An 18,119-nucleotide genomic window follows, 5' to 3' on the forward strand; every position below is an offset into this window, starting at 1 on the left:
GCTGCCGCGTCGACGCGAGGCTAGGCGCAACGGCCGAACCCCGCGGCGGCGCGCCGGGGCGGGACCGTCGCACCGCGCCGCGAGCCAGCTGTGGAGGAGGGGCGACGGCCAGTCAGTCGTGCCGGACGGGCTGCGGCGCCGCGGAGGAACCGGCGAGCGGCAGCGAGACGCGGAACGTCGCGCCGCCCTCCGGCGTCTCGACGACGTCGACGTGGCCGTTGTGCGCCGCGACGATCGACGAGACGATCGCGAGCCCGAGCCCCGAGCCCCCGGTCTCGCGCGCGCGGGACGTGTCGGCGCGCCAGAAGCGCTGGAAGATCTTGTCGCGGATCTGCGGCGGGATGCCCTCGCCGTGGTCGACGATCTCGAGCATCGCGCGCTCGGTGTCGTCCTCCACCGAGACGCGGATCTCGATCGGGCTGTCCTCCGGCGTGAAGCGCATCGCGTTGCCCATCAGGTTGGTGATGACCTGGCGGATCTTGTTCTCCTCGGCGAGCACCACCGCGCGTCGAACGGGCACGGTCACGGAGTCGTCGGCGTCCGCCGGGCCCGCCGCGGAGGTCGCGACGACCGGGACCGCGGTCTCGGCGGCGGCCGTCGCCGGCCCGTTCGCGGCCGTGCTGGCGCGCGCACCACGTCCGGCGCGGCGGGGCGCTCGCGGCGCCGACCCGCCGTCGCCGTTGCCGGCGACGTCGTCGGCCGGCCGACGACCCCTGAGGCGGGCCAGGGTGGCTCCGGCGAAGGCGATGGGCCCGGACGCCCGCGCGGGAGCGGAGTCGAGGTCGACCTCGACATCGGCGGGCAGGACTGCGGTCGCGCCCGTCGCGATCGCCTCAGGGGCGATCACGGTGACCGTGCGGCCGGGGTTGGCCGCCATGGCGTCGAGCGCGGCATCGCGTGCCAGCGGCACCAGGTCGACCTCGGCGAGGTCGAGCGGCTTGGCCTCGTCGAGGCGGGCGAGTGCGAGGAGGTCCTCGACGAGCCCGCCCATGCGGATCGCCTCCTTCTCGATGCGGTCCATCGCCTGCCCGACGTCCTCCGGGTTCTGGAGCGCGCCCATCCGGTAGAGCTCGGCGTATCCGCGCACCGACACCAGCGGGGTGCGCAGCTCGTGCGACGCGTCGCCCACGAAGCGCCGCATCTGCTCGATGGTGCGCGCACGGTCGGGGAACGCCCGGTCGATGCGGTTCAGCATCGTGTTCAGTGAGCGGTTGAGGCGGCCCACCTCGGTGTTCGGCGTCGCGCCGCCGAGCCGCTGGCCGAAGTCGCCGTCGGCGATCGCGGCGGCCGTGTCCTCGACCTGACGGAGGGGCGTGAACGTCGACGTCACGAGCATGCGCGTCAGCAGCGCGCCGACCAGGACGACGCCGATGCCGAAGCCGAGGAAGATCGTGAGGTACGCGGCCAGCAGCCGCTCGGTGTCCTGCGACGAGATCGCGATGAGGATCGGCGCGTAGCCGCCGCGGTCGTCGGCGCTCATGATCGCGTACACGCCGCGGAAGGTGAGGTCGCCGTTCGCATCCGGAAGCGAGAACACGCGGTAGCCGCCGCTGGCGTTCTGCTCGAAGACGTCGGCCTGCGTCAGCCGTCCGGGGATCAGGGGGTAGCTCGACGGATCGCGCGTGCCCCAGTTGTGATCGAGGAACCCGCCGGTGCTGGGGTCGTAGATGGCGACGAAGACGTCGTCGGAGGTCGCGAAGTCGAACGAGCCCGGGTCGCCGCCGCCGGACGCCCCGTCGGCGTCTCGCGAGAGGTACTCGTAGATCTTGCTCGAGGCGATCGTCTCGAGCTTGGTCTCCAGTTGCGACTCGACGTACGACCTCAGCATCGCCGCCGTGCCGATGCCCGAGACGAGCAGGCCGACCGTCAGCATGAGCACGGTCACGCCCGTGATCTTGGTCCGGAGCGAGATCCGGTTCCAGCGGTCGGAGAGGGTCTGGTGCATGGCGGGCCGAGTCTACGCAGCCTCCCTGTACCGGGGCTGGGCTACGACTTCGCCTTCAGCATGTAGCCGAACCCGCGCTTGGTCTGGATGAGCGGCTCTGAGGAGTGCTGGTCGAGCTTGCGCCGCAGATAGGAGATGTAGCTCTCGACGATGCCGGCGTCGCCGTTGAAGTCGTACTCCCACACGTGGTCGAGGATCTGCGCCTTCGAGAGCACCCGGTTCGGGTTCAGCATGAGGTACCGCAGGAGCTTGAACTCGGTCGGCGACAGCTCGACCGGCACGTCGCCGACGAGCACCTCGTGCGTGTCCTGGTCCATCGTCAGCTCGCCGGCGCGGATGACGGCATCCTCCTCCGCGTGCATCGTGCGTCGCAGGATCGCGCGGATCCGGGCGACGATCTCGTCGAGGGAGAAGGGCTTCGTGACGTAGTCGTCGCCCCCGACCGTGAGGCCCGTGATCTTGTCCTCGGTGTCGTCCTTCGCCGTGAGGAAGAGGATCGGCGCCGTGTAGCCGGCCGAGCGCAGTCGCTTCGTGACGCCGAACCCGTTCATGTCGGGCAGCATCACGTCGAGGATGATGAGGTCGGGCTCCTCCTCGAGCACGGCCGAGATGGTCTGCGCGCTGTTCGCGACCGCCCGCACCGCGAAGCCGGCGAAGCGCAGGCTCGTGGTCAGCAGGTCGCGGATGTTGGGCTCGTCGTCGACGATGAGGATGCGGGGTCCGTCACTCATGCAACGATTCTGCTGCGCGTGGGCTGAATCTTGGCTGGGAATTGCTCGAACGCCCTGCGGGCGGACGCCCTGAGCCGTCGCCGCTGGTCGCGCCCCGTGGAAGACTCGCCGCATGGGACGCGAACGAGTGGTGGTCGTCGGCGGCGGGCTCACCGCCGCACGCGCGGTCGAGTCCATGCGCGAGGCCGGAGCCGATGACGAGATCGTCGTGCTGACCGAGGAGCGCCGGCTGCCGTACGAGCGGCCGCCGCTCTCGAAGGGCTACCTCGCGGGCACCGAGCCGTCGAGCGCGATCTACCCGCTCCCGGCGCGCTGGTACCGCGAGCACGACGTCGACGTCCGCAGGGGGCTTCGCGCGACGCGCCTCGACCCGGCGGCCCGGCGGATCGCCACCGATGCCGATGACGTCTCCTACGACCGGCTGCTCCTGGCGACGGGCGCCTCGCCGCGGCCCTTCGAGGGTCCGGGCGCGGGCCTGCGCGGCGTCCACGTGCTGCGCTCGCTGCCGGACGCGACCAGGCTGCGCACGGCACTGCGCGGGGGCGATCGGCAGGTCGTCGTGCTCGGCTCGAGCTGGATCGGCATGGAATCCGCGGCGGTCGCCCGCGGGTTCGGGAACGCCGTCACCGTCCTCGGGCGCAGCGAGGCGCCGTTGGTCGGCGCGGTCGGCCGCGAACTCGGCGGTATGTTCGCGCAGCTGCATCGCGGGCACGGCGTCGAGGTGCGCACCGAGGTCGCGGTCTCCGCGATCCGGGGCGCCGGGGGGCGGGTGCGCGGCGTCGTGCTCGGCACGGGCGAGGAGGTGCCCGCCGACCTCGTGATCGTCGGCATCGGCGCGCAGCCGAACGTCGGGCTCGCGGAATCCGCCGGCCTCACGGTGGAGGACGGCATCGCGACCGATGCGGCGTTCCGCACGAGCGCCGATGGGATCTTCGCCGCCGGCGACGTCGCGAGCGTCTTCAACCCCACGCTGGAGCACCGCCTCCGCGTCGAGCACTGGGCGAACGCCGATGCGAGCGGTCGTGCCGTGGGCCGAGTGCTCGCGGGAGAGGAGCTCGAGTACGACGAGATCCCGTACTTCTACACCGACCAGTACGACCTCGGCATGGAGTACTCCGGATACGGGGAGCTCGCCGACGACGCGGAACTCGTCGTCCGCGGCGACCTGGCGGCCAGGGAGTTCATCGCGTTCTGGCTCCGCGACGGCCGGGTCGTGGCGGGCATGAACGTGAACGTCTGGGACGTCAACGACCAGGTCCAGCGACTCATCCGCGGGTCGGCCCCGGTGCGTGCCGAGGCGCTCGCCGACCCCGAGGTGCCGCTGGCCTCGATCGGCGGCACCGCGTGATCGGCCGGCTGCGCCGCATCGGGCCGCGCGAGTTCGACTTCGCGACGCAGGTCGCGGTCATGGCGATCGTGAACCGCACCCCCGACTCGTTCTACGATCGGGGCGAGACCTTCGCGCTCGACCGCGCCGTCGAGGCGGCCCGTGCGGCGATCGACGCCGGGGCCGACTGGATCGACATCGGCGGCGCGAAGTTCGCACCGGGGCCCCCGGTCCCGGTCGACGAGGAGGCGGACCGGGTCGTCCCCGTCGTGGCCGCGCTGGCCGACTCGGGCGCGGTGATCTCGGTCGACACGTTCCACCCCGAGGTCGCGCGCCGGGCGATCGATGCCGGAGCCCATGTCATCAACGACACGACCGGCATCCACGATCCGGCGATGGCCGACGTCGTCGCCGCCAGCGAGGCGACGATCGTCGTGACGCACAGTCTCGCCGCGCCGCGCACCCCGCATCCGTCACCGCGATACGGAGACGTCGTCGCGGAGGTCGCCGCCTTCCTCCGCGAGCGCGTCGACCTCGCGCGCGCCCGCGGCGTCCCCGAGGAGCGCATCGTCATCGATCCCGGCCACGACCTGAACAAGAACACGCTGCACTCGCTCGAGCTCACGCGGCGCCTCGACGAGGTCGCCGGGGTCGGACCGCCGCTGCTCGTGGCGCTCTCGAACAAGGACTTCGTGGGGGAGAGCCTCGGGCGGCGCGATCGGCGCGACCGCGTCGCCGGATCGGTCGCCGCCGCCGTCTACTGCATCGGCAAGGGCGCACGCATCCTGCGCGTGCACAACGTGCGCGAGAGCGTCGACGCGGTGCGGATGGTCGAGGCGATCGAGGGATGGCGCGAGCCCGCGTTCCTCGAGCACAACATGGGATCGGGGGCGACCTCGTGAGCGCGGTGGAGGCGGGCGCGGCGTTCGACGCCGATCGGATGCACGCGGCGTACGCGGTCGACGTCGTCGACGCCGCCTCCGGAGAGGATGCCGCGTTCTGCCGGGCGAACATGGTCGAGAGCCTCGACGGCGCGGCGAGCCTCGGCGGCCGCAGCGGCGGGCTCGGCGACGCCGAGGACCAGCGGCTGATGTCGGTGCTGCGCTCGCACGCCGACGTCGTCCTCGTCGGCTCGGGCACCGTGCGCGCCGAGGGGTACGGCGCGGCGGGCGTCGTGGACGCGGATGCCGCGTGGCGCACCGCCCGCGGGCGCGATCCGCAGCCGCGCTTCGCGATCGTCTCGTCGCGCCTCGGGATCGGGGCGGACCACCCCTTCTTCGCGGAGGCGCGGATGCGCCCGATCGCGGTCACGAGCGAGGCGGCGCCGCGCGACGCCAGGGAGGCGCTCGCCGAGGTCGCCGACGTCGTCGTCGCCGGCGAGGACCGGGTCGACCTCCCGGTCGCGCTCGCCGCGCTCGCCGATCGCGGGATGCGGTCGATCCTCTCCGAGGGCGGTCCCGGGCTGCTCGGCGCCCTCGCCGCCGCGCACCTGGTGGACGAGCTCTGCGTGTCCCTCAGTCCCATGCTCGTCGGCGGCTCCGCACCGCGGATCGCGACGTCGGACTCGGAGGTCGCCGCGCCCATGCGCCTCGTCCACGCGATCCCGGGCGAGCGCATGCTGTTCCTGCGCTACGCGCGCGCCTGAGGCGCGATCGGGCGACGCTCGCCTTCCTGCCCGGGCGCATTGACACCGCGCGACCCGCCACCTAATCTCAGCCTGCGGCGCACGACCATCCCGCGCAGCGCGACCTTCGTTCGATGATGAGGAGAGGTGATCGGGTGGCCGTCGACGCAGCCGAACGAGCAGGCCTGGAGGGGTCCGACGTGCGACCCGCGAACGTGTGGGCGTCGCCCGCACTGTGGTGGCGGGTGGCCATCGTGATCGTCGTGCTCTGGGGCCTCATCGCCGGCGAGCGGCGCTTCGCGTACTTCACGACGCAGAGCAACATCATCGTGCTCGGGTACTTCGCCGGGGCGCTCTACTGGATGGTCCGACGGGGCACGCCGACAGCACCGGCGCCGGTGCTGCGCGGCGGCGTGACGACGTGGATCCTCACGACGATGGTGGTCTCGCACGTGCTGCTGAACCACTTCGAGAACCCGATCCCCGGGCTGTTCGCGACCGACCCCACCGACCTGCTGGCGAACCGCGCGATCTTCGCGATGCACTACGTCGTGCCCGTCATGGTCCTCGTGGACTGGGTCGCATTCGGGCCGCACCGCGTGGTGCGGTGGCGGGACGCCGCGTGGTGGCTGGTCTACCCGACGATCTACGGGCTCCTCTTCCTCTGGCGCGCCCTCGCGCTGCCCGAGGTGCCGGACCGGTTCCCGTACCCCTTCCTCGACACCGACGCGCTCGGGGCGCTCGGTTCGTTCGTCGAGATGCTGCGGGTGGTCGCCTACATCGCGGTACTCGGCGTGCTCGTCATGGCGCTCGATCGGCTGGCGTGGCTGGTCGGCCGACGCGTGCGTGCGGCGGTCGGCCGCGGGGAGGACGACCGCTCGTAGACGGCGCGCAGTCCGCGAACTGCTCGCGAAGTCCGATGAGCCCCTCCGTCGTGAGCGGTCGGGCCCCGGCGCTCAGGCCGCGATGGCGTGCGCGTCGAGGATCGTGTAGCTGTAGCCCTGCTCGGCGAGGAACCGCTGGCGGTTGAGCGCGAAGTCCTGGTCGACGGTGTCGCGCGCCACGAGCGTGTAGAAGTTCGCCGAGAGGCCCGACTCCTTCGGCCGGAGCAGTCGGCCGAGCCGCTGCGCCTCCTCCTGCCGCGAGCCGAAGGACCCGGAGACCTGGATCGCGACGGTCGCCTCGGGGAGGTCGACCGAGAAGTTCGCGACCTTCGACACCACGAGCACGGGGGTCGTCCCGTCGCGGAACTCCTGGAACAGCCGCTCCCGCTCGTCGACGGGCGTCGCACCCGTCAGCTGCGGGGCGCCGATCGCCTCGCTGAGCTCGTCGATCTGGTCGAGGTACTGGCCGATGATCAGGATCCGCTCCCCGGCGTGACGGGCGACGAGTTCCTTGACGACGCCGAGCTTCGCGGGTGCGGTCGCCGCGAGCCGGTAGCGCTCGTCGTCGGCGGACGCCGCGTACGCGAGCCGCTCGGACTGGGGCAGGTCGATGCGCACCTCGTAGCAGGCGGCGGGGGAGATGAAGCCCTGCGCCTCGATCTCCTTCCACGGCGCGTCGAACCGCTTGGGACCGATCAGCGAGAAGACGTCGCCCTCGCGTCCGTCCTCGCGCACGAGCGTGGCGGTCAGGCCGAGGCGGCGCCGCGCCTGCAGCTCCGCCGTCAGCTTGAACACGGGCGCGGGCAGCAGGTGCACCTCGTCGTAGACGACCAGGCCCCAGTCGAGCGCGTCGAGGAGCGCCAGGTGCGCGTACTCGCCCTTCCGCTTCGCGGTGAGGATCTGGTAGGTCGCGATCGTGACCGGCCTGACCTCCTTGGTCTGGCCGGAGTACTCGCCGATCTCCTCCGGAGTGAGGCTGGTGCGACGCAGCAGTTCGTCGCGCCACTGGCGGGCGGACACGGTGTTCGTCACCAGGATGAGCGTCGTCGTCTTCGCGGTGGCCATCGCCCCGGCGCCCACCAGCGTCTTGCCGGCGCCGCAGGGCAGCACGACGACGCCGGAGCCGCCGTCGAAGAAGTTGTCGACCGCCTTCTGCTGGTAGTCGCGAAGGTGCCAGCCGTCCTGCTCGAGCGCGATCTCGTGCGGCGTCCCCGGCGTGTAGCCCGCGAGGTCCTCCGCAGGCCAGCCGAGCCGGACGAGCTCCTGCTTGAGCTGCCCGCGCGCCCACGGCTCGACGAGGAAGCTCGTGTCGTCGATGCGCTCGGTGAGCAGCACCGCGACGCGCTTCGACGAGGCCACCTCGGTGAGCACCGCGAGGTCGTCGCTGTGGAGGCGGAGCGCGCCGTCGTCGGTGCGGTCGACGATGAGCCGGCCGTACCGCTCGACCGTCTCGCGCATGTCGACCGCGACGGTCTGCGGCACGGGGAACTTCGCGTAGCGCTCGAGCGTGCCGAGCATGTCATCGGCGGTGTGTCCGGCCGCGCGCGCGTTCCACAGGCCGAGCCGCGTGATGCGGTACGTGTGGATGTGCTCGGGGGCGCGCTCGAGCTCCGCGAAGATCGCGAGATCGTGGCGCGCGTCCTCTGCGAGCGGGTTCGCCACCTCGAGGAGCACGGTGCGATCGCTCTGGACGATCAGGGGGCCGTCTGACATAGCGGACCAGTCTATCCCCGGTTCCTCCGAGTGCACTCCGAGCGTGCTGCCCCGGGCGCGCCGCGTGCGACCCGGGGGCGGGCCGCCTGCGACTCAGTCGCCGACGGCGCCGGCCGGTGCGGGCGCGACGGCCGCGATGGCCGAGATCGGGAGGGTGCGCTCGATGTCGGACTTGCGGTCGCGCGCCCTGAGGCGCCCGTTCGCGACGCTCGCGGGGGCGAGCAGGTAGTCGGCCGTCTCGCCGCCGGGCATGCGCACCGTGACGTTGAGGGTCTCCTTCGCGCGCGCCGCCGCCTCGAGCTGGCGCGACAGCCATGCGAGCTCGGTTCCGCCCTCGGCATCCGCCTCGGCGAGGCGGTCGAGCATCGCCTCGAGCGGGTCGGTGCGGCGCCCCGGCTGCGGCACGTGGCCGACGTGGTGGCGGCGGAGGCGGACGATCCGGCCCTCGCCGTCCTCGGCGGCGACGGGGTATCGCGCATCGCTGAGGCCCCAGAACACGACCTCGGTCGGGAAGCGCGAGAGGAGTCGCTCTCCGCCGTCCTGGCGCAGGCCGAGCGCCGAGAGGGTCTGGTCGACGAGGAGCGTCGAGATGAGCTGCGCATCCGCCGACCGCACGTACGATCTGGCCGGGGCCTCCGAGGGGTCGGCGGCGCCCACGCGCACCGTGCCGAATCGGGCGGCGGACTGGCCGAGCAGGTAGGCGAGCGGCTGCGGGATCCCGGTGAGCGAGATCCGCTCGAGGAAGGTGCGGATCTCGCCCTCGTCGTCGCCCGAGGCGAGGGCCCGGTTCACGGATGCCTCGGTGACGCGATAGCTCGAGGCCAGGTCGCGACCCTCGACGTCGGCGAAGGTCCGCAGGCGTGCGTCGAGCGAGGGCTCGAGCGGACCCGGCGAGACGATGGTCAGGTCGTGCTGGACGTACACCTTGTCGACCTGCGGCGGGAAGTGGCGCGAGAGTCGCGTCGCCGCGCCGTCGACGTCGCCGCCGAGCACGAGCGCCGCCGTCTCGAGCGGGTCGCCGCCGACCGCGAGGCCCAGGGCCTCGGCATCCTCCAGCAGGCGGGCGAGGCCGTCCTGCAGCCAGGTGCCGCCGCCGGGGTAGTACCACTCGACGTCGTCCTTGATGGAGGCCGCGGTGAGCGCCTCGCTCCGACGCACGACCACGTCGCGCAGCGGCGCGGGGATCCGGGACCGCCAGGTCTCGGCGAGTCGGACCCATCGGGCGGAGGTGCCGAGCAGGACCCACGCCGCCCCGTCGTCGGATTCGAGCCAGACGGGCCCGTCGCGCACGATGAGGCCGCTCTCGGTGGCTCGGCGCACGAGCAGGGGGAAGGCCTCGAGCTCGACGCCGGTGGCCTCGGCGAGTCGCTTCGCATCGGGCAGCGCGAACCCGCCCTTGGCGAGCTCCCGCGCGGGCTGCACGGCGAGACCTGCGAGGAGCTCAGCCGTCGCCGCCACGGTGGCGTAGGCGGTCTCGGCGGCGCGGCGCTCGAGCAGGCCGTGGTCGGCTCGGTCGCGCGGGAGTGCCACGGGCGGCGCGGGCGCGACGAGCGCCTCGAGCTCGGGCAGGTCGTCGCCGAGGCGGGCGTGCAGCCGCGCCCCGACCTCCGGAGGCACGTGGATGCGCTCGTCCTCGCGCAGCATCAGGAGCAGCCCCTCGAGTCGCTCGGAGATCTCGGGCAGCCTCCGTGCGAGTTCGTCGCCGCCGTGCCGTCGCAGCTCCGAGGAGACCACCTCGCGGTCGGTCCAGCCGGTGTCGTCGGTCATCTCGGCGGCGACGACCAGGACGGCGAGCGACGGTCGCTCGAGGCGCTCGATGGCGTGGTCGAGCGAGTCGGTCGAGGTGAGCGCCTCGGCCAGGTCGAACAGGTCGCCGACGCTCGAATGGTCGAGACGCCGCGAGGCCAGCGCCGCAGCGAGCCGGTCACGCGGGATCGCGCGGAGCCTCGCGGCGAGCACCAGCATGTCGGTCAGTCCGTACCCTTCTTGGACTCGCGGGAGCGGCGGACGCCGTTGACGATCAGGAGCGCCACCAGGAGGACGAACCCGATCGGCAGGCCGATGAGCGGCAGGACGATGACGAACGGCCAGATGCCCTCGCTGAACCCGTCGTCGTCGCCGACGCCGGAGAGCGTGCCGATCATGACCGCGAAGAACGCGATGATCGAGAGGCCGACCGTGGCGGCGACCATGTAGGCGAGGATGCGCTCGACGCGATGGTCGGTGACCGGGCCCTGGTTGCTCACGCTCCCAGAATAGGCCCAGCGGACCTCCCGATGGCCACCCTGACCGTAGACTTGGACGCGACGCGCCCCCGTCCGGCGCGCCCGTCACGACGTTCTGGAGATCCATCGATGCCCACCGGCAAGGTCAAGTTCTACGACGAGGAGAAGGGCTTCGGCTTCATCAGCGGCGATGACGGCCAGGAGGTCTTCCTCCACGCGTCCGCGCTCCCCGACGGGGTGACCGTTCGGTCTGGCACGCGCCTCGAGTTCGGCGTGGCGCAGGGCAAGCGCGGAGCGCAGGCGCTCTCGGTCCGCGTGCTCGACGCGCCGCCGAGCCTGGCCCGCATGCACCGCAAGCCCGCCGACGACATGGCGGTGATCGTGGAGGACCTGGTCAAGGTGCTCGACGGCGTGGGCGCGAACCTCAAGCGCGGCCGGTACCCCGAGAAGGGGCAGGGCCGGAAGGTCGCGGCACTGCTGCGCAAGGTGGCGGACGAGCTGGATGCCTGACCACGACCTTCCCGCCGACGGCGCCGCAGCGCCAGGTGACGCGCCCACCGGGGCCCGGACGGAGCCGGTCGCCGATGAGGAGCACGCGCACGTCGACGCGGAGCCCGAGGCTGCAGCTCCGGTCGCTGACGAGGTCCTGCTCGCGGCGGTCGACCTGGCTCGCGGTGCGCTCCTCGAGGTGACGGCGCCGGAGACCGTCGGCTCGGTCATCGGTCATTCCGTGGACGGCGAGCGGGTCCTCTCCCTCCACTTCGCGGCCGACCTGTCCGGGTACCCGGGCTGGCACTGGTCGGTCACCCTCGCCCGAGTCGAGGAGGCCGACCCGACGGTCCTCGAGACCGAGCTCCTGCCCGGCGAGCAGTCGCTGCTCGCCCCCGAGTGGGTGCCGTGGTCGGAGCGACTGGCGGAGTACCGGGCCGCGCAGGCCGCGGCCGCTGCGGGCGCGGACGGAGACGCCGAGGCCGAGGACGCCGGCGTCGACGCCGACGAGTCGGCCGACGACTTCGCAGACGACGACGAGGGCGATGACGCGTTCGACGGGATCGACATCGACGCGCTCGACGGCGACGACGACTCCGAAGACGAAGACGAAGACGACGCATCGGACGACGACGCATCGGACGAGGATGACGCCCGGGATGGCGATGGCGCGGCCGGTGGCGCGGATGCGCCGAACGGCGAGGTCCCGGACGGCGACGATGGGTCGCCCGCGGGCGAGACTCCGGACGCTTCGCGCTCCTAGCGGCGCGCGCGCCCGGAGCGGCCGCGGCGCAGCTGGACGACCACCAGCCCGAGCAGCCCGAGCACGACGCCGATCGCGGCGGCGGTGACGAACCAGCCGTAGCCGGCGTCGACGAGCGTCTCGGAGAAGACCAGGGTCGCCGCGAGAGCGAGCAGCCACGCGGCCGTGCCCGCGAGCAGCGCCTTCCGCGCGTCCGCCCTGGCGGGCGCGGGATCCGGTCGGCGCTCGGACTCGGACAGCCACAGCCGCATGGCCGTCACCCTATCCGGTCTGCTCGAGCACCCAGTCGATCGACGCGGTGAGCGCGCGCACGTCGTCGGGCTCGATCGCAGTGAAGGTGGCGACCCGCAGCTGGTTGCGTCCGAGCTTGCGGTAGGGCTCGGTGTCGACGATCCCGTTGGCCCGGAGCGTCTTCGCGAGTGCTGCGGCATCCGTCGCCTCGTCGAAGTCGATCGTCACGACGACCTGCGACCGGTGGGAGGGGTCGGTGACGAACGGGGTCGCGACCGGCGTCGCGCTCGCCCAGTCGTAGAGGACTCCGGACGACTCGCGCGTGCGGGCGTCCGCCCAGGCCAGGCCCCCGGACTCGTTCATCCAGTCGAGCTGGCTCTCGAGCAGCAGCAGCGTCGAGAGCGCCGGGGTGTTCAGCGTCTGGTCGAGCCGGGAGTTGTCGACCGCGTTCTTCAGCGAGAGGAACTCGGGGATGTAGCGACCGGAGGCCGACACCCGCTCGACGCGCTCGATGGCGGCGGGCGACATGATCGCGAACCAGATGCCGCCGTCGGAGGCGAAGTTCTTCTGCGGGGCGAAGTAGAGGACGTCGAACTCGGCCGGGTCGGCGGGAGCCCCGCCGGCCGCGCTCGTGGCATCGACGACGGTGAGGGCACCGGCATCGCCGTGGACGCGTCGCACGGGGGCCTGCACGCCGGTGGAGGTCTCGTTCTGCGGCCAGCCGTAGACGTCGACGCCCTCGAGCGGCTCGGCGTCGATGCGGCTGCCCGGCTCGGCCTTCCGGACGTCCGGCGCCTCGAGCCACGGCGCCGCGGCGGCCTTGGCGAACTTGGCCCCGAACTCGCCGAACGAGCACAGCTGCGCCCGGCGCTCGATCAGTCCGAACGCGGCGGCATCCCAGAACGCGGTCGAGCCGCCGTTGCCGAGCACGACCTCGTAGTCGTCGGGCAGTCCGTACAGGTCGGCGATCCCGCGACGGACTCGGCCGACCAGCTGCTTCACCGGGGCCTGCCGGTGCGACGTGCCGAGGACTCGCGGTCCGACCTCCGCGAGGTGTGCGACCTGTTCCGGCCGGACCTTCGAGGGTCCGCAGCCGAACCGGCCGTCGGCGGGCAGCAGCGACGAGGGGATCACGAGCTCTGGCATGGTCCGATCTTAGGCGCGCCGGTTTCGCCATGGCGGCGGATGACGCCGGCCCGGCCGTGCACGACGTCCACCCGGATACCGCGCCGAGCATGTCGGCTCGGGACAGTACCCTTGACTGATGCACGACGCGCCTGCGGGCCGAGGAGGAGTGAGTTGACCGACCTCATCGACACGACCGAGATGTACCTGCGCACCATCCTCGACCTCGAGGAGGAGGGCATCGTGCCGCTTCGCGCGCGCATCTCGGAGCGGATCGGCCACTCGGGTCCGACCGTGTCGCAGACCGTGGCACGGATGGAGCGCGACGGCCTGGTCGTCGTCTCCGACGACCGGCACCTCGAGCTCACCGCCGACGGCCGTGCGAAGGCGGTGCACGTGATGCGAAAGCACCGGCTCGCCGAGCGCCTCCTCTCGGACGTCATCGGACTCGACTGGGAGTACGTGCACGACGAGGCATGCCGCTGGGAGCACGTGATGAGCGAGCACGTGGAGCGCCGGCTCATCGAGATCCTCGGGCATCCGACCCACTCGCCCTACGGCAACCCGATCCCCGGACTCGACGAGCTCGGGGTCGAGCCGGCCGCGCCGTTCATGCAGGGCGTCCGCAACGTGCTCACGGCGCTCGACGAGGGCGGCGGCGTCGCCGAGGGCGTCATCCGGCGTTTCGCGGAGCCCGCCCAGTTCGACCCGCAGCTGCTGGCGCGCTTCCGCGAGTCGGGCGTGCTGCCCGGAACGCGGGTCGCCCTCCGCCGCTCCGGCACCGTCGTGATCGTCTCCGTCGAGGGCCGCGACGACGCCCTCGAGCTCCCGGCCGAGCTCGCCGGTCACCTCTTCATCGGGGAGTGAGCCACCGCCCGGTCGGCGGGGCGCGCCGACCCGATCGGATCCGGTGGTGCGGCACCAGACGAAGGTCGGATCCGGCGCACCGTGATCGAAATGTGACATTCGACGACCTCTCGCGTATCCTCGTTCGAGTCCGCCGGCGACAAGCCAGCCGGAGGAACAGGGTCGGGACGCCTCCATGCTCACCGCTCGGCCCTCGATACCCGTGACGCGCCGAACGGCGCACAGGTGGGGCGGCGCTTCGGCACCGTGGGGCGGAGGACACGTTTTGGCTCGATTCCCCCGGCGCCGCTCCGGCGCACTCACCGCCCCCAAGCCCAAGGCCCGCACCGCCGTCGTCCGTCGTGACGCCGTGCAGGCTCCGGCGGAGGCCCCCGCGCGCCCGCAGAAGGACTCGCTCGGTCGCCGCCTGCGCCGCGGCGGCGCGAAGAACGTCCTGGTCATGTCGGTCGCCGCCGGCCTCGTCGGCACGCTGGCCATCCCGGCGTACGCCTTCGCGCCCGGCAGCGACGGCATCCAGTTCGGTGCGACGGCCGCCACCCAGCTCACCAAGGCGGCCCCCCAGGACGTCGAGGTCGCCGAGGACGTCATCGCGGCTCCGGTCTCCGAGGACAGCTACGACGCGGTCACCGGCGAGGAGATCCGCGCCGCCGAGGAGGCCAAGCGGGCCGCCGAGGAGGCCGCCCGTGCGGCCGCCGAGGCCGAGGCCGCCCGCCAGGCCGCCGCAGCGGAGATGACCTCGTACGCCGCCGCCGCGAGCGAGTACAGCGCCCCGGCCGCCGTGTACGGCTCCGCAGATCCCGCGAGCGTCTACTCGGTCGCCCAGCAGTACCTCGGCGTGCCCTACGTCTACGGCGGCGCCACGCCCGCCGGCTTCGACTGCTCCGGCCTGGTGCAGTACGTCTACGCCCAGTTCGGCATCAGCCTCCCGCACTCGTCGTCCGCGCAGGGTGCCGCAGGCACCCAGATCCCGCTCTCGCAGGCGGTTCCGGGCGACCTCGTCGTGATGAGCGGCCACATCGGCTTCTACGCCGGGAACGGCATGATCCTGCACGCGCCCTACGAGGGCACGGTCGTCCGGGTGCAGCCGATCTGGACCAGCGACTACTGGATCGTGCGCATCTGACGCGTGAACAGCGTGTGAAAGCGTGTCTTGAATGGCGTGCCGGGAGGTCCCGGCACGCCATTCGTGTCGTAGCCTTGACCCTGACGATCCGAATACCGGGTAGGGGAAGTCCGATGGTCGGTCCGCGCAACAGCACCCATTCCACGGGTGTGCGCGCGCGCCATGACCACGGCCGCAGCAGTCAGCCGAGTCTCGACTGCGCCGGTACGCCGACGGGCACTGTCTTCATGGCGGTGCCCGTTTCGCGTCTCCGTGGCGGATTCGCCGTGCCCGCGGCATCCGGGTCGTCCTTCCCTTCACGCGGCTGGAAGCCATCCAGCACCGATCGAAAGGCACCCCATGCGCACCCTCGTGCTCAACGCCGGATATGAACCCCTCGCGGTCGTCTCGTTCAAGCGCGCACTGATGCTGGTGATGAACCAGAAGGCCACCGTGGTCCTGCACGACGAGGGCAATCCGGTGCACGGCACGACCGGCGACTGGGTCCGGCCGAGCGTCATCCTGCTCACCAGGTACGTCCGAACGCCCAGGGTCCACCACGTCCCCGTGAGCCGACGGGGCGTGCTGCGCCGCGACGAGCACCGGTGCGCGTACTGCGGCAAGTCGGCCGCGACGATCGATCACGTGCTCCCGCGTTCGCGCGGCGGTCGCGACACCTGGGAGAACCTCGTCGCCTGCTGCCTGCGCTGCAACAACTCCAAGGGCGACCACACGCCGGCCGAGATGGGCTGGACGCTCAAGGTGACCCCGCGCATGCCGCGGGGGCGCGGGTGGGTCGTCCGCGGGTTCGACCGGCCGCTGCCCCAGTGGAGCGACTTCCTGGAGCGCGCCGCGTAGCGAGCCCGGCGCGCGCCGCGCCCGAAACGGGCATCGTGGCACCGCGACGAGCCGTGCCCTAGGGTGGTACGAGTCCGGAGCACCCCCGGCTCCGAACCGACCCGCACCACCCCTGCGTGCAGGCTTCCCCGGAGCCTGCGCGGCCCCCCGGAGGTTCACGACCCTTGCACGGTGACGACGCGTACGGCCCGCCCCCGAGTCGCGGACCGCGGCGCCCCTCGGCGCTGCCCGCAGACGACCGATTCCTCCGGACCGAGGTGCCGCACGCGCCGGCCGCCCCGACCGGGCACGAACCCGGCGCCCGAGCGAGCGGCCGACGGGCCGACGCGGCGCGACCGACGGATGGCGCCGGCATGCGCGATCGGGCGTCCCTGCGCGATTCCGCCGACCTCCGGTCCCCGGGCGACGCGGGATCGTACGGGCTCGACCCGCGCGCCCGACCGGAGGCTCCGGCGTCCCGCCCTGCGTCGGCCGGCGGGCTTCGTGGTGCGACCCCGTCGATGGACCGCGGCGGTCCGACGGGGACACGGCGTCCCGTCGATCGACGCGGCGAGCCCGGGTACGGGGACACCGCCGCCCGCTCAGCCCGACCGGAGCGGCTCGACCCGCGGGACCGCCGCGACCCGTCGCCGCGCCCCGACGCGTCACGACCCGTCGACCCGTCCGCGTCCCGCCGCGAGGCTCCGGCCACCGGTGCGCCGACCGCGCCCGGTCGTCAGGCATCCGGGCTCCGCGACGAACGCCCGGCGGCCACGCTGGCGCGTCCGTCCGAGCCAGCGCCGCATCGTCGACCCCGCGACCTCGCGAGCCCGCCGGTCGCACCGACGGCGGCGCCGCCGGTTCCGGCCCCGATCGTGGCCGGCGACCCCGTCGCGATCCCGGCGGCCGTCGCGACGGGCGCCGGGTCGACCAGCACGATCGCCGCTGCCGAGGCGGGCGTGGCGGCGGGCGGCGGGGCGCGGACGCCCGTGCGCCCCCGCGCGGCCGGTGTCGGCCGCTCCCGGCGCACTCGACCTCAGGCAGGTGCGAGGAACGAGGCGGCTCCGCGGACCGGTCCGGTCGCGCGGCGGAACGGCCCGCTGCGGGTCGCGGCGACGGTCATGCTCGTCCCCGCCCTCATCGGCACGGTGGCACTGCCCGCCTACGCGTTCCTGCCAGGAGGGCACCTGCCGGGCGGCGCCCCGACGAAGTTCAGCCTGTCGGTCGCCGAGGCCCAGGGGCTCGAGGTCTCCGAGCTCGCCAGCGGGGCGACCCTCTCGACCGACACCTTCTCGGTCACCACGAAGGAGGAGATCGACGCGGCGGCGGCGGAGGCCGAACGTGCGGCCTGGGAGGCTGAGCTCGCCTCGCGGAGCTCGGGCGAGTACGCGATCGTCGCCGAGCAGGCCGAGGGCGACGACTATCCCTGGTGGTACGAGACCCCCGACGACTACGGCGGAGGACTCTCCCCGCTGCGGTACTACTACCGGGAATGCGTCGACTTCGTCGCCTGGCGGCTCAATCGCGACGCCGGCGTCTACGGCGCCCCGTGGAAGTGGGACTGGTCGAACCTCGCCTCGGGCAGCGCGTGGATGTGGGCCGACGCCTGGGCCGCCAGGGGGTGGCCGTCGAGCAGCGAGCCGGTCGTCGGCGCCGTGGCGTGGTTCCCCTACAACCACGTCGCGTACGTGCAGTCGGTCAACGGGGACGGGACGGTCACCATCGAGGAGTACAACTGGAACTCCGACCACTCGTACCATGTGCGGACGATCCCGGTCGGCGACGCGCTCTACCTGTACCCGCCCGTGTGACCGCCGACGACCGCGCCGTCGGTGCCGTCGCGGAACGCGGTCGCCTGAGGGACATCGTGGCGAAACCCGGGTTCGAACTTGGACGTTCCGGACAATGACCACGCACCGGCCGGCCCGGTAGCGTGGGCCTCCCGCCCCCCAGAGAAGCAGGTGACCGCGATGACGCAGCCCTTGGACGACAACCGGTTCGACGAGAACGGGTTCGTCGACGAGCTCGCCCCGTCGACGTCCGCGATCGTGGTGCTCGGCTACAACTGACCTCCGTGCCGGGGCCCGGGCCGACCGGGCGCCGGACCTGCCGCCGCCGGCCGCCCGCGTCGACGGGCGCCGCGGCGCGACCGCTAGACTCGACCGGTCAGCCTCTGTAGCTCAATGGAAGAGCAGCTCCGTCCTAAGGAGAGGGTTGGGGGTTCGAGTCCCTCCAGGGGCACCAGGGTTCCGCCGG

General features: G+C 72.7%; 17 protein-coding genes and 1 tRNA gene. 11 read left to right on the plus strand and 7 right to left on the minus strand.

The window, feature by feature from the left end:
* Nucleotides 1-112 precede the first annotated feature (112 nt).
* Nucleotides 113-1,945, minus strand: coding sequence for an ATP-binding protein (locus tag ABME01_RS13510; RefSeq protein WP_353828948.1), 1,833 nt, complete (start codon nt 1,943-1,945; stop codon nt 113-115).
* Between the two features lie 41 nt (nt 1,946-1,986).
* Nucleotides 1,987-2,676: a response regulator transcription factor gene (locus ABME01_RS13515; protein WP_353828949.1), complete on the minus strand. Its 690-nt coding sequence runs from the start codon at nt 2,674-2,676 to the stop codon at nt 1,987-1,989.
* A gap of 112 nt (nt 2,677-2,788) precedes the next feature.
* Here ABME01_RS13515 and ABME01_RS13520 point away from each other — a divergent pair, with 112 nt between their 5' ends.
* The 4 genes from ABME01_RS13520 to ABME01_RS13535 all read left to right on the plus strand — a co-directional run bounded on the left by ABME01_RS13520 (nt 2,789) and on the right by ABME01_RS13535 (nt 6,511).
* A complete protein-coding gene (locus tag ABME01_RS13520; protein WP_353828950.1) occupies nt 2,789-4,024 on the plus strand; it encodes an NAD(P)/FAD-dependent oxidoreductase in 1,236 nt (411 codons plus the stop codon).
* Nucleotides 4,025-4,083: 59 nt separating this feature from the next.
* Nucleotides 4,084-4,905 (plus strand): dihydropteroate synthase, encoded by an 822-nt coding sequence (gene folP, locus ABME01_RS13525; protein WP_353828993.1) that lies wholly within the window; start codon nt 4,084-4,086, stop codon nt 4,903-4,905.
* The gene (locus tag ABME01_RS13530) at nt 4,902-5,648 is read left to right on the plus strand and encodes a pyrimidine reductase family protein (protein WP_353828951.1); all 747 of its coding nucleotides are present in this window, start codon (nt 4,902-4,904) and stop codon (nt 5,646-5,648) included. Before folP ends, ABME01_RS13530 begins: the two co-directional genes overlap by 4 nt.
* A 134-nt stretch (nt 5,649-5,782) precedes the next feature.
* Nucleotides 5,783-6,511, plus strand: coding sequence for a Pr6Pr family membrane protein (locus ABME01_RS13535; RefSeq protein ID WP_353828952.1), 729 nt, complete (start codon nt 5,783-5,785; stop codon nt 6,509-6,511).
* Between the two features lie 72 nt (nt 6,512-6,583).
* Here ABME01_RS13535 and ABME01_RS13540 read toward each other — a convergent pair whose 3' ends face one another.
* The 3 genes from ABME01_RS13540 to ABME01_RS13550 all read right to left on the minus strand — a co-directional run bounded on the left by ABME01_RS13540 (nt 6,584) and on the right by ABME01_RS13550 (nt 10,470).
* On the minus strand, nt 6,584-8,224 hold the full coding sequence (locus tag ABME01_RS13540) for a DNA repair helicase XPB (RefSeq protein ID WP_353828953.1): 1,641 nt from the start codon (nt 8,222-8,224) through the stop codon (nt 6,584-6,586).
* A 93-nt stretch (nt 8,225-8,317) separates the two neighbouring features.
* On the minus strand, nt 8,318-10,189 hold the full coding sequence (locus ABME01_RS13545) for a helicase-associated domain-containing protein (RefSeq protein ID WP_353828954.1): 1,872 nt from the start codon (nt 10,187-10,189) through the stop codon (nt 8,318-8,320).
* A 5-nt stretch (nt 10,190-10,194) separates the two neighbouring features.
* Nucleotides 10,195-10,470 carry a hypothetical protein gene (locus tag ABME01_RS13550; protein ID WP_353828955.1) on the minus strand — a complete coding sequence of 92 codons (276 nt, stop codon included), beginning with the start codon at nt 10,468-10,470 and terminating at the stop codon, nt 10,195-10,197.
* Between the two features lie 108 nt (nt 10,471-10,578).
* On the opposite strand from ABME01_RS13550, the gene ABME01_RS13555 reads away from it, so the two are divergent.
* On the plus strand, nt 10,579-10,959 hold the full coding sequence (locus ABME01_RS13555; protein WP_353828956.1) for a cold-shock protein: 381 nt from the start codon (nt 10,579-10,581) through the stop codon (nt 10,957-10,959).
* Nucleotides 10,952-11,701: a DUF3027 domain-containing protein gene (locus ABME01_RS13560; protein WP_353828957.1), complete on the plus strand. Its 750-nt coding sequence runs from the start codon at nt 10,952-10,954 to the stop codon at nt 11,699-11,701. Before ABME01_RS13555 ends, ABME01_RS13560 begins: the two co-directional genes overlap by 8 nt.
* Here the strand turns inward: ABME01_RS13560 and ABME01_RS13565 are convergent.
* Together ABME01_RS13565 and serC are read right to left on the minus strand one after the other, a co-directional pair.
* Nucleotides 11,698-11,952: a DUF2530 domain-containing protein gene (locus tag ABME01_RS13565; RefSeq protein WP_353828958.1), complete on the minus strand. Its 255-nt coding sequence runs from the start codon at nt 11,950-11,952 to the stop codon at nt 11,698-11,700. The two genes, ABME01_RS13560 and ABME01_RS13565, sit on opposite strands and share 4 nt — an antisense overlap.
* Before the next feature lie 10 nt (nt 11,953-11,962).
* Entirely contained in the window at nt 11,963-13,078 is a 1,116-nt protein-coding gene (gene serC / locus ABME01_RS13570) for a phosphoserine transaminase (protein WP_353828959.1), read from the minus strand.
* Nucleotides 13,079-13,231: 153 nt separating this feature from the next.
* Here serC and ABME01_RS13575 point away from each other — a divergent pair, with 153 nt between their 5' ends.
* The 5 genes from ABME01_RS13575 to ABME01_RS13595 all read left to right on the plus strand — a co-directional run bounded on the left by ABME01_RS13575 (nt 13,232) and on the right by ABME01_RS13595 (nt 18,107).
* Nucleotides 13,232-13,924 (plus strand): iron-dependent transcriptional repressor DtxR, encoded by a 693-nt coding sequence (locus tag ABME01_RS13575; protein WP_353828960.1) that lies wholly within the window; start codon nt 13,232-13,234, stop codon nt 13,922-13,924.
* A 265-nt stretch (nt 13,925-14,189) separates the two neighbouring features.
* Nucleotides 14,190-15,047, plus strand: a complete 858-nt coding sequence (locus ABME01_RS13580) for a C40 family peptidase (RefSeq protein WP_353828961.1) — start codon at nt 14,190-14,192, stop codon at nt 15,045-15,047.
* A gap of 339 nt (nt 15,048-15,386) precedes the next feature.
* A complete protein-coding gene (locus ABME01_RS13585) occupies nt 15,387-15,884 on the plus strand; it encodes an HNH endonuclease (RefSeq protein ID WP_353828962.1) in 498 nt (165 codons plus the stop codon).
* A 1,100-nt stretch (nt 15,885-16,984) separates the two neighbouring features.
* On the plus strand, nt 16,985-17,674 hold the full coding sequence (locus ABME01_RS13590) for a CHAP domain-containing protein (protein WP_353828963.1): 690 nt from the start codon (nt 16,985-16,987) through the stop codon (nt 17,672-17,674).
* A 358-nt stretch (nt 17,675-18,032) separates the two neighbouring features.
* A tRNA-Arg gene (locus ABME01_RS13595) sits at nt 18,033-18,107 on the plus strand.
* Nucleotides 18,108-18,119: the final 12 nt, after the last annotated feature.

Source organism: Agromyces litoreus (assembly GCF_040496015.1).
GTDB lineage: Bacteria > Actinomycetota > Actinomycetes > Actinomycetales > Microbacteriaceae > Agromyces > Agromyces litoreus.

Excerpts from the sequence above, each read along its gene's own strand:
- ABME01_RS13510 (WP_353828948.1), bottom strand. The coding sequence starts at position 1,945 with ATGCACCAGACCCTCTCCGACCGCTGGAACCGGATCTCGCTCCGGACC.
- ABME01_RS13515 (WP_353828949.1), bottom strand. The coding sequence starts at position 2,676 with ATGAGTGACGGACCCCGCATCCTCATCGTCGACGACGAGCCCAACATC.
- ABME01_RS13520 (WP_353828950.1), top strand. The coding sequence starts at position 2,789 with ATGGGACGCGAACGAGTGGTGGTCGTCGGCGGCGGGCTCACCGCCGCA.
- folP (WP_353828993.1), top strand. The coding sequence starts at position 4,084 with ATGGCGATCGTGAACCGCACCCCCGACTCGTTCTACGATCGGGGCGAG.
- ABME01_RS13540 (WP_353828953.1), bottom strand. The coding sequence starts at position 8,224 with ATGTCAGACGGCCCCCTGATCGTCCAGAGCGATCGCACCGTGCTCCTC.
- ABME01_RS13545 (WP_353828954.1), bottom strand. The coding sequence starts at position 10,189 with ATGCTGGTGCTCGCCGCGAGGCTCCGCGCGATCCCGCGTGACCGGCTC.
- ABME01_RS13555 (WP_353828956.1), top strand. The coding sequence starts at position 10,579 with ATGCCCACCGGCAAGGTCAAGTTCTACGACGAGGAGAAGGGCTTCGGC.
- ABME01_RS13560 (WP_353828957.1), top strand. The coding sequence starts at position 10,952 with ATGCCTGACCACGACCTTCCCGCCGACGGCGCCGCAGCGCCAGGTGAC.
- ABME01_RS13565 (WP_353828958.1), bottom strand. The coding sequence starts at position 11,952 with ATGCGGCTGTGGCTGTCCGAGTCCGAGCGCCGACCGGATCCCGCGCCC.
- serC (WP_353828959.1), bottom strand. The coding sequence starts at position 13,078 with ATGCCAGAGCTCGTGATCCCCTCGTCGCTGCTGCCCGCCGACGGCCGG.
- ABME01_RS13585 (WP_353828962.1), top strand. The coding sequence starts at position 15,387 with ATGCGCACCCTCGTGCTCAACGCCGGATATGAACCCCTCGCGGTCGTC.
- ABME01_RS13590 (WP_353828963.1), top strand. The coding sequence starts at position 16,985 with ATGCTCGTCCCCGCCCTCATCGGCACGGTGGCACTGCCCGCCTACGCG.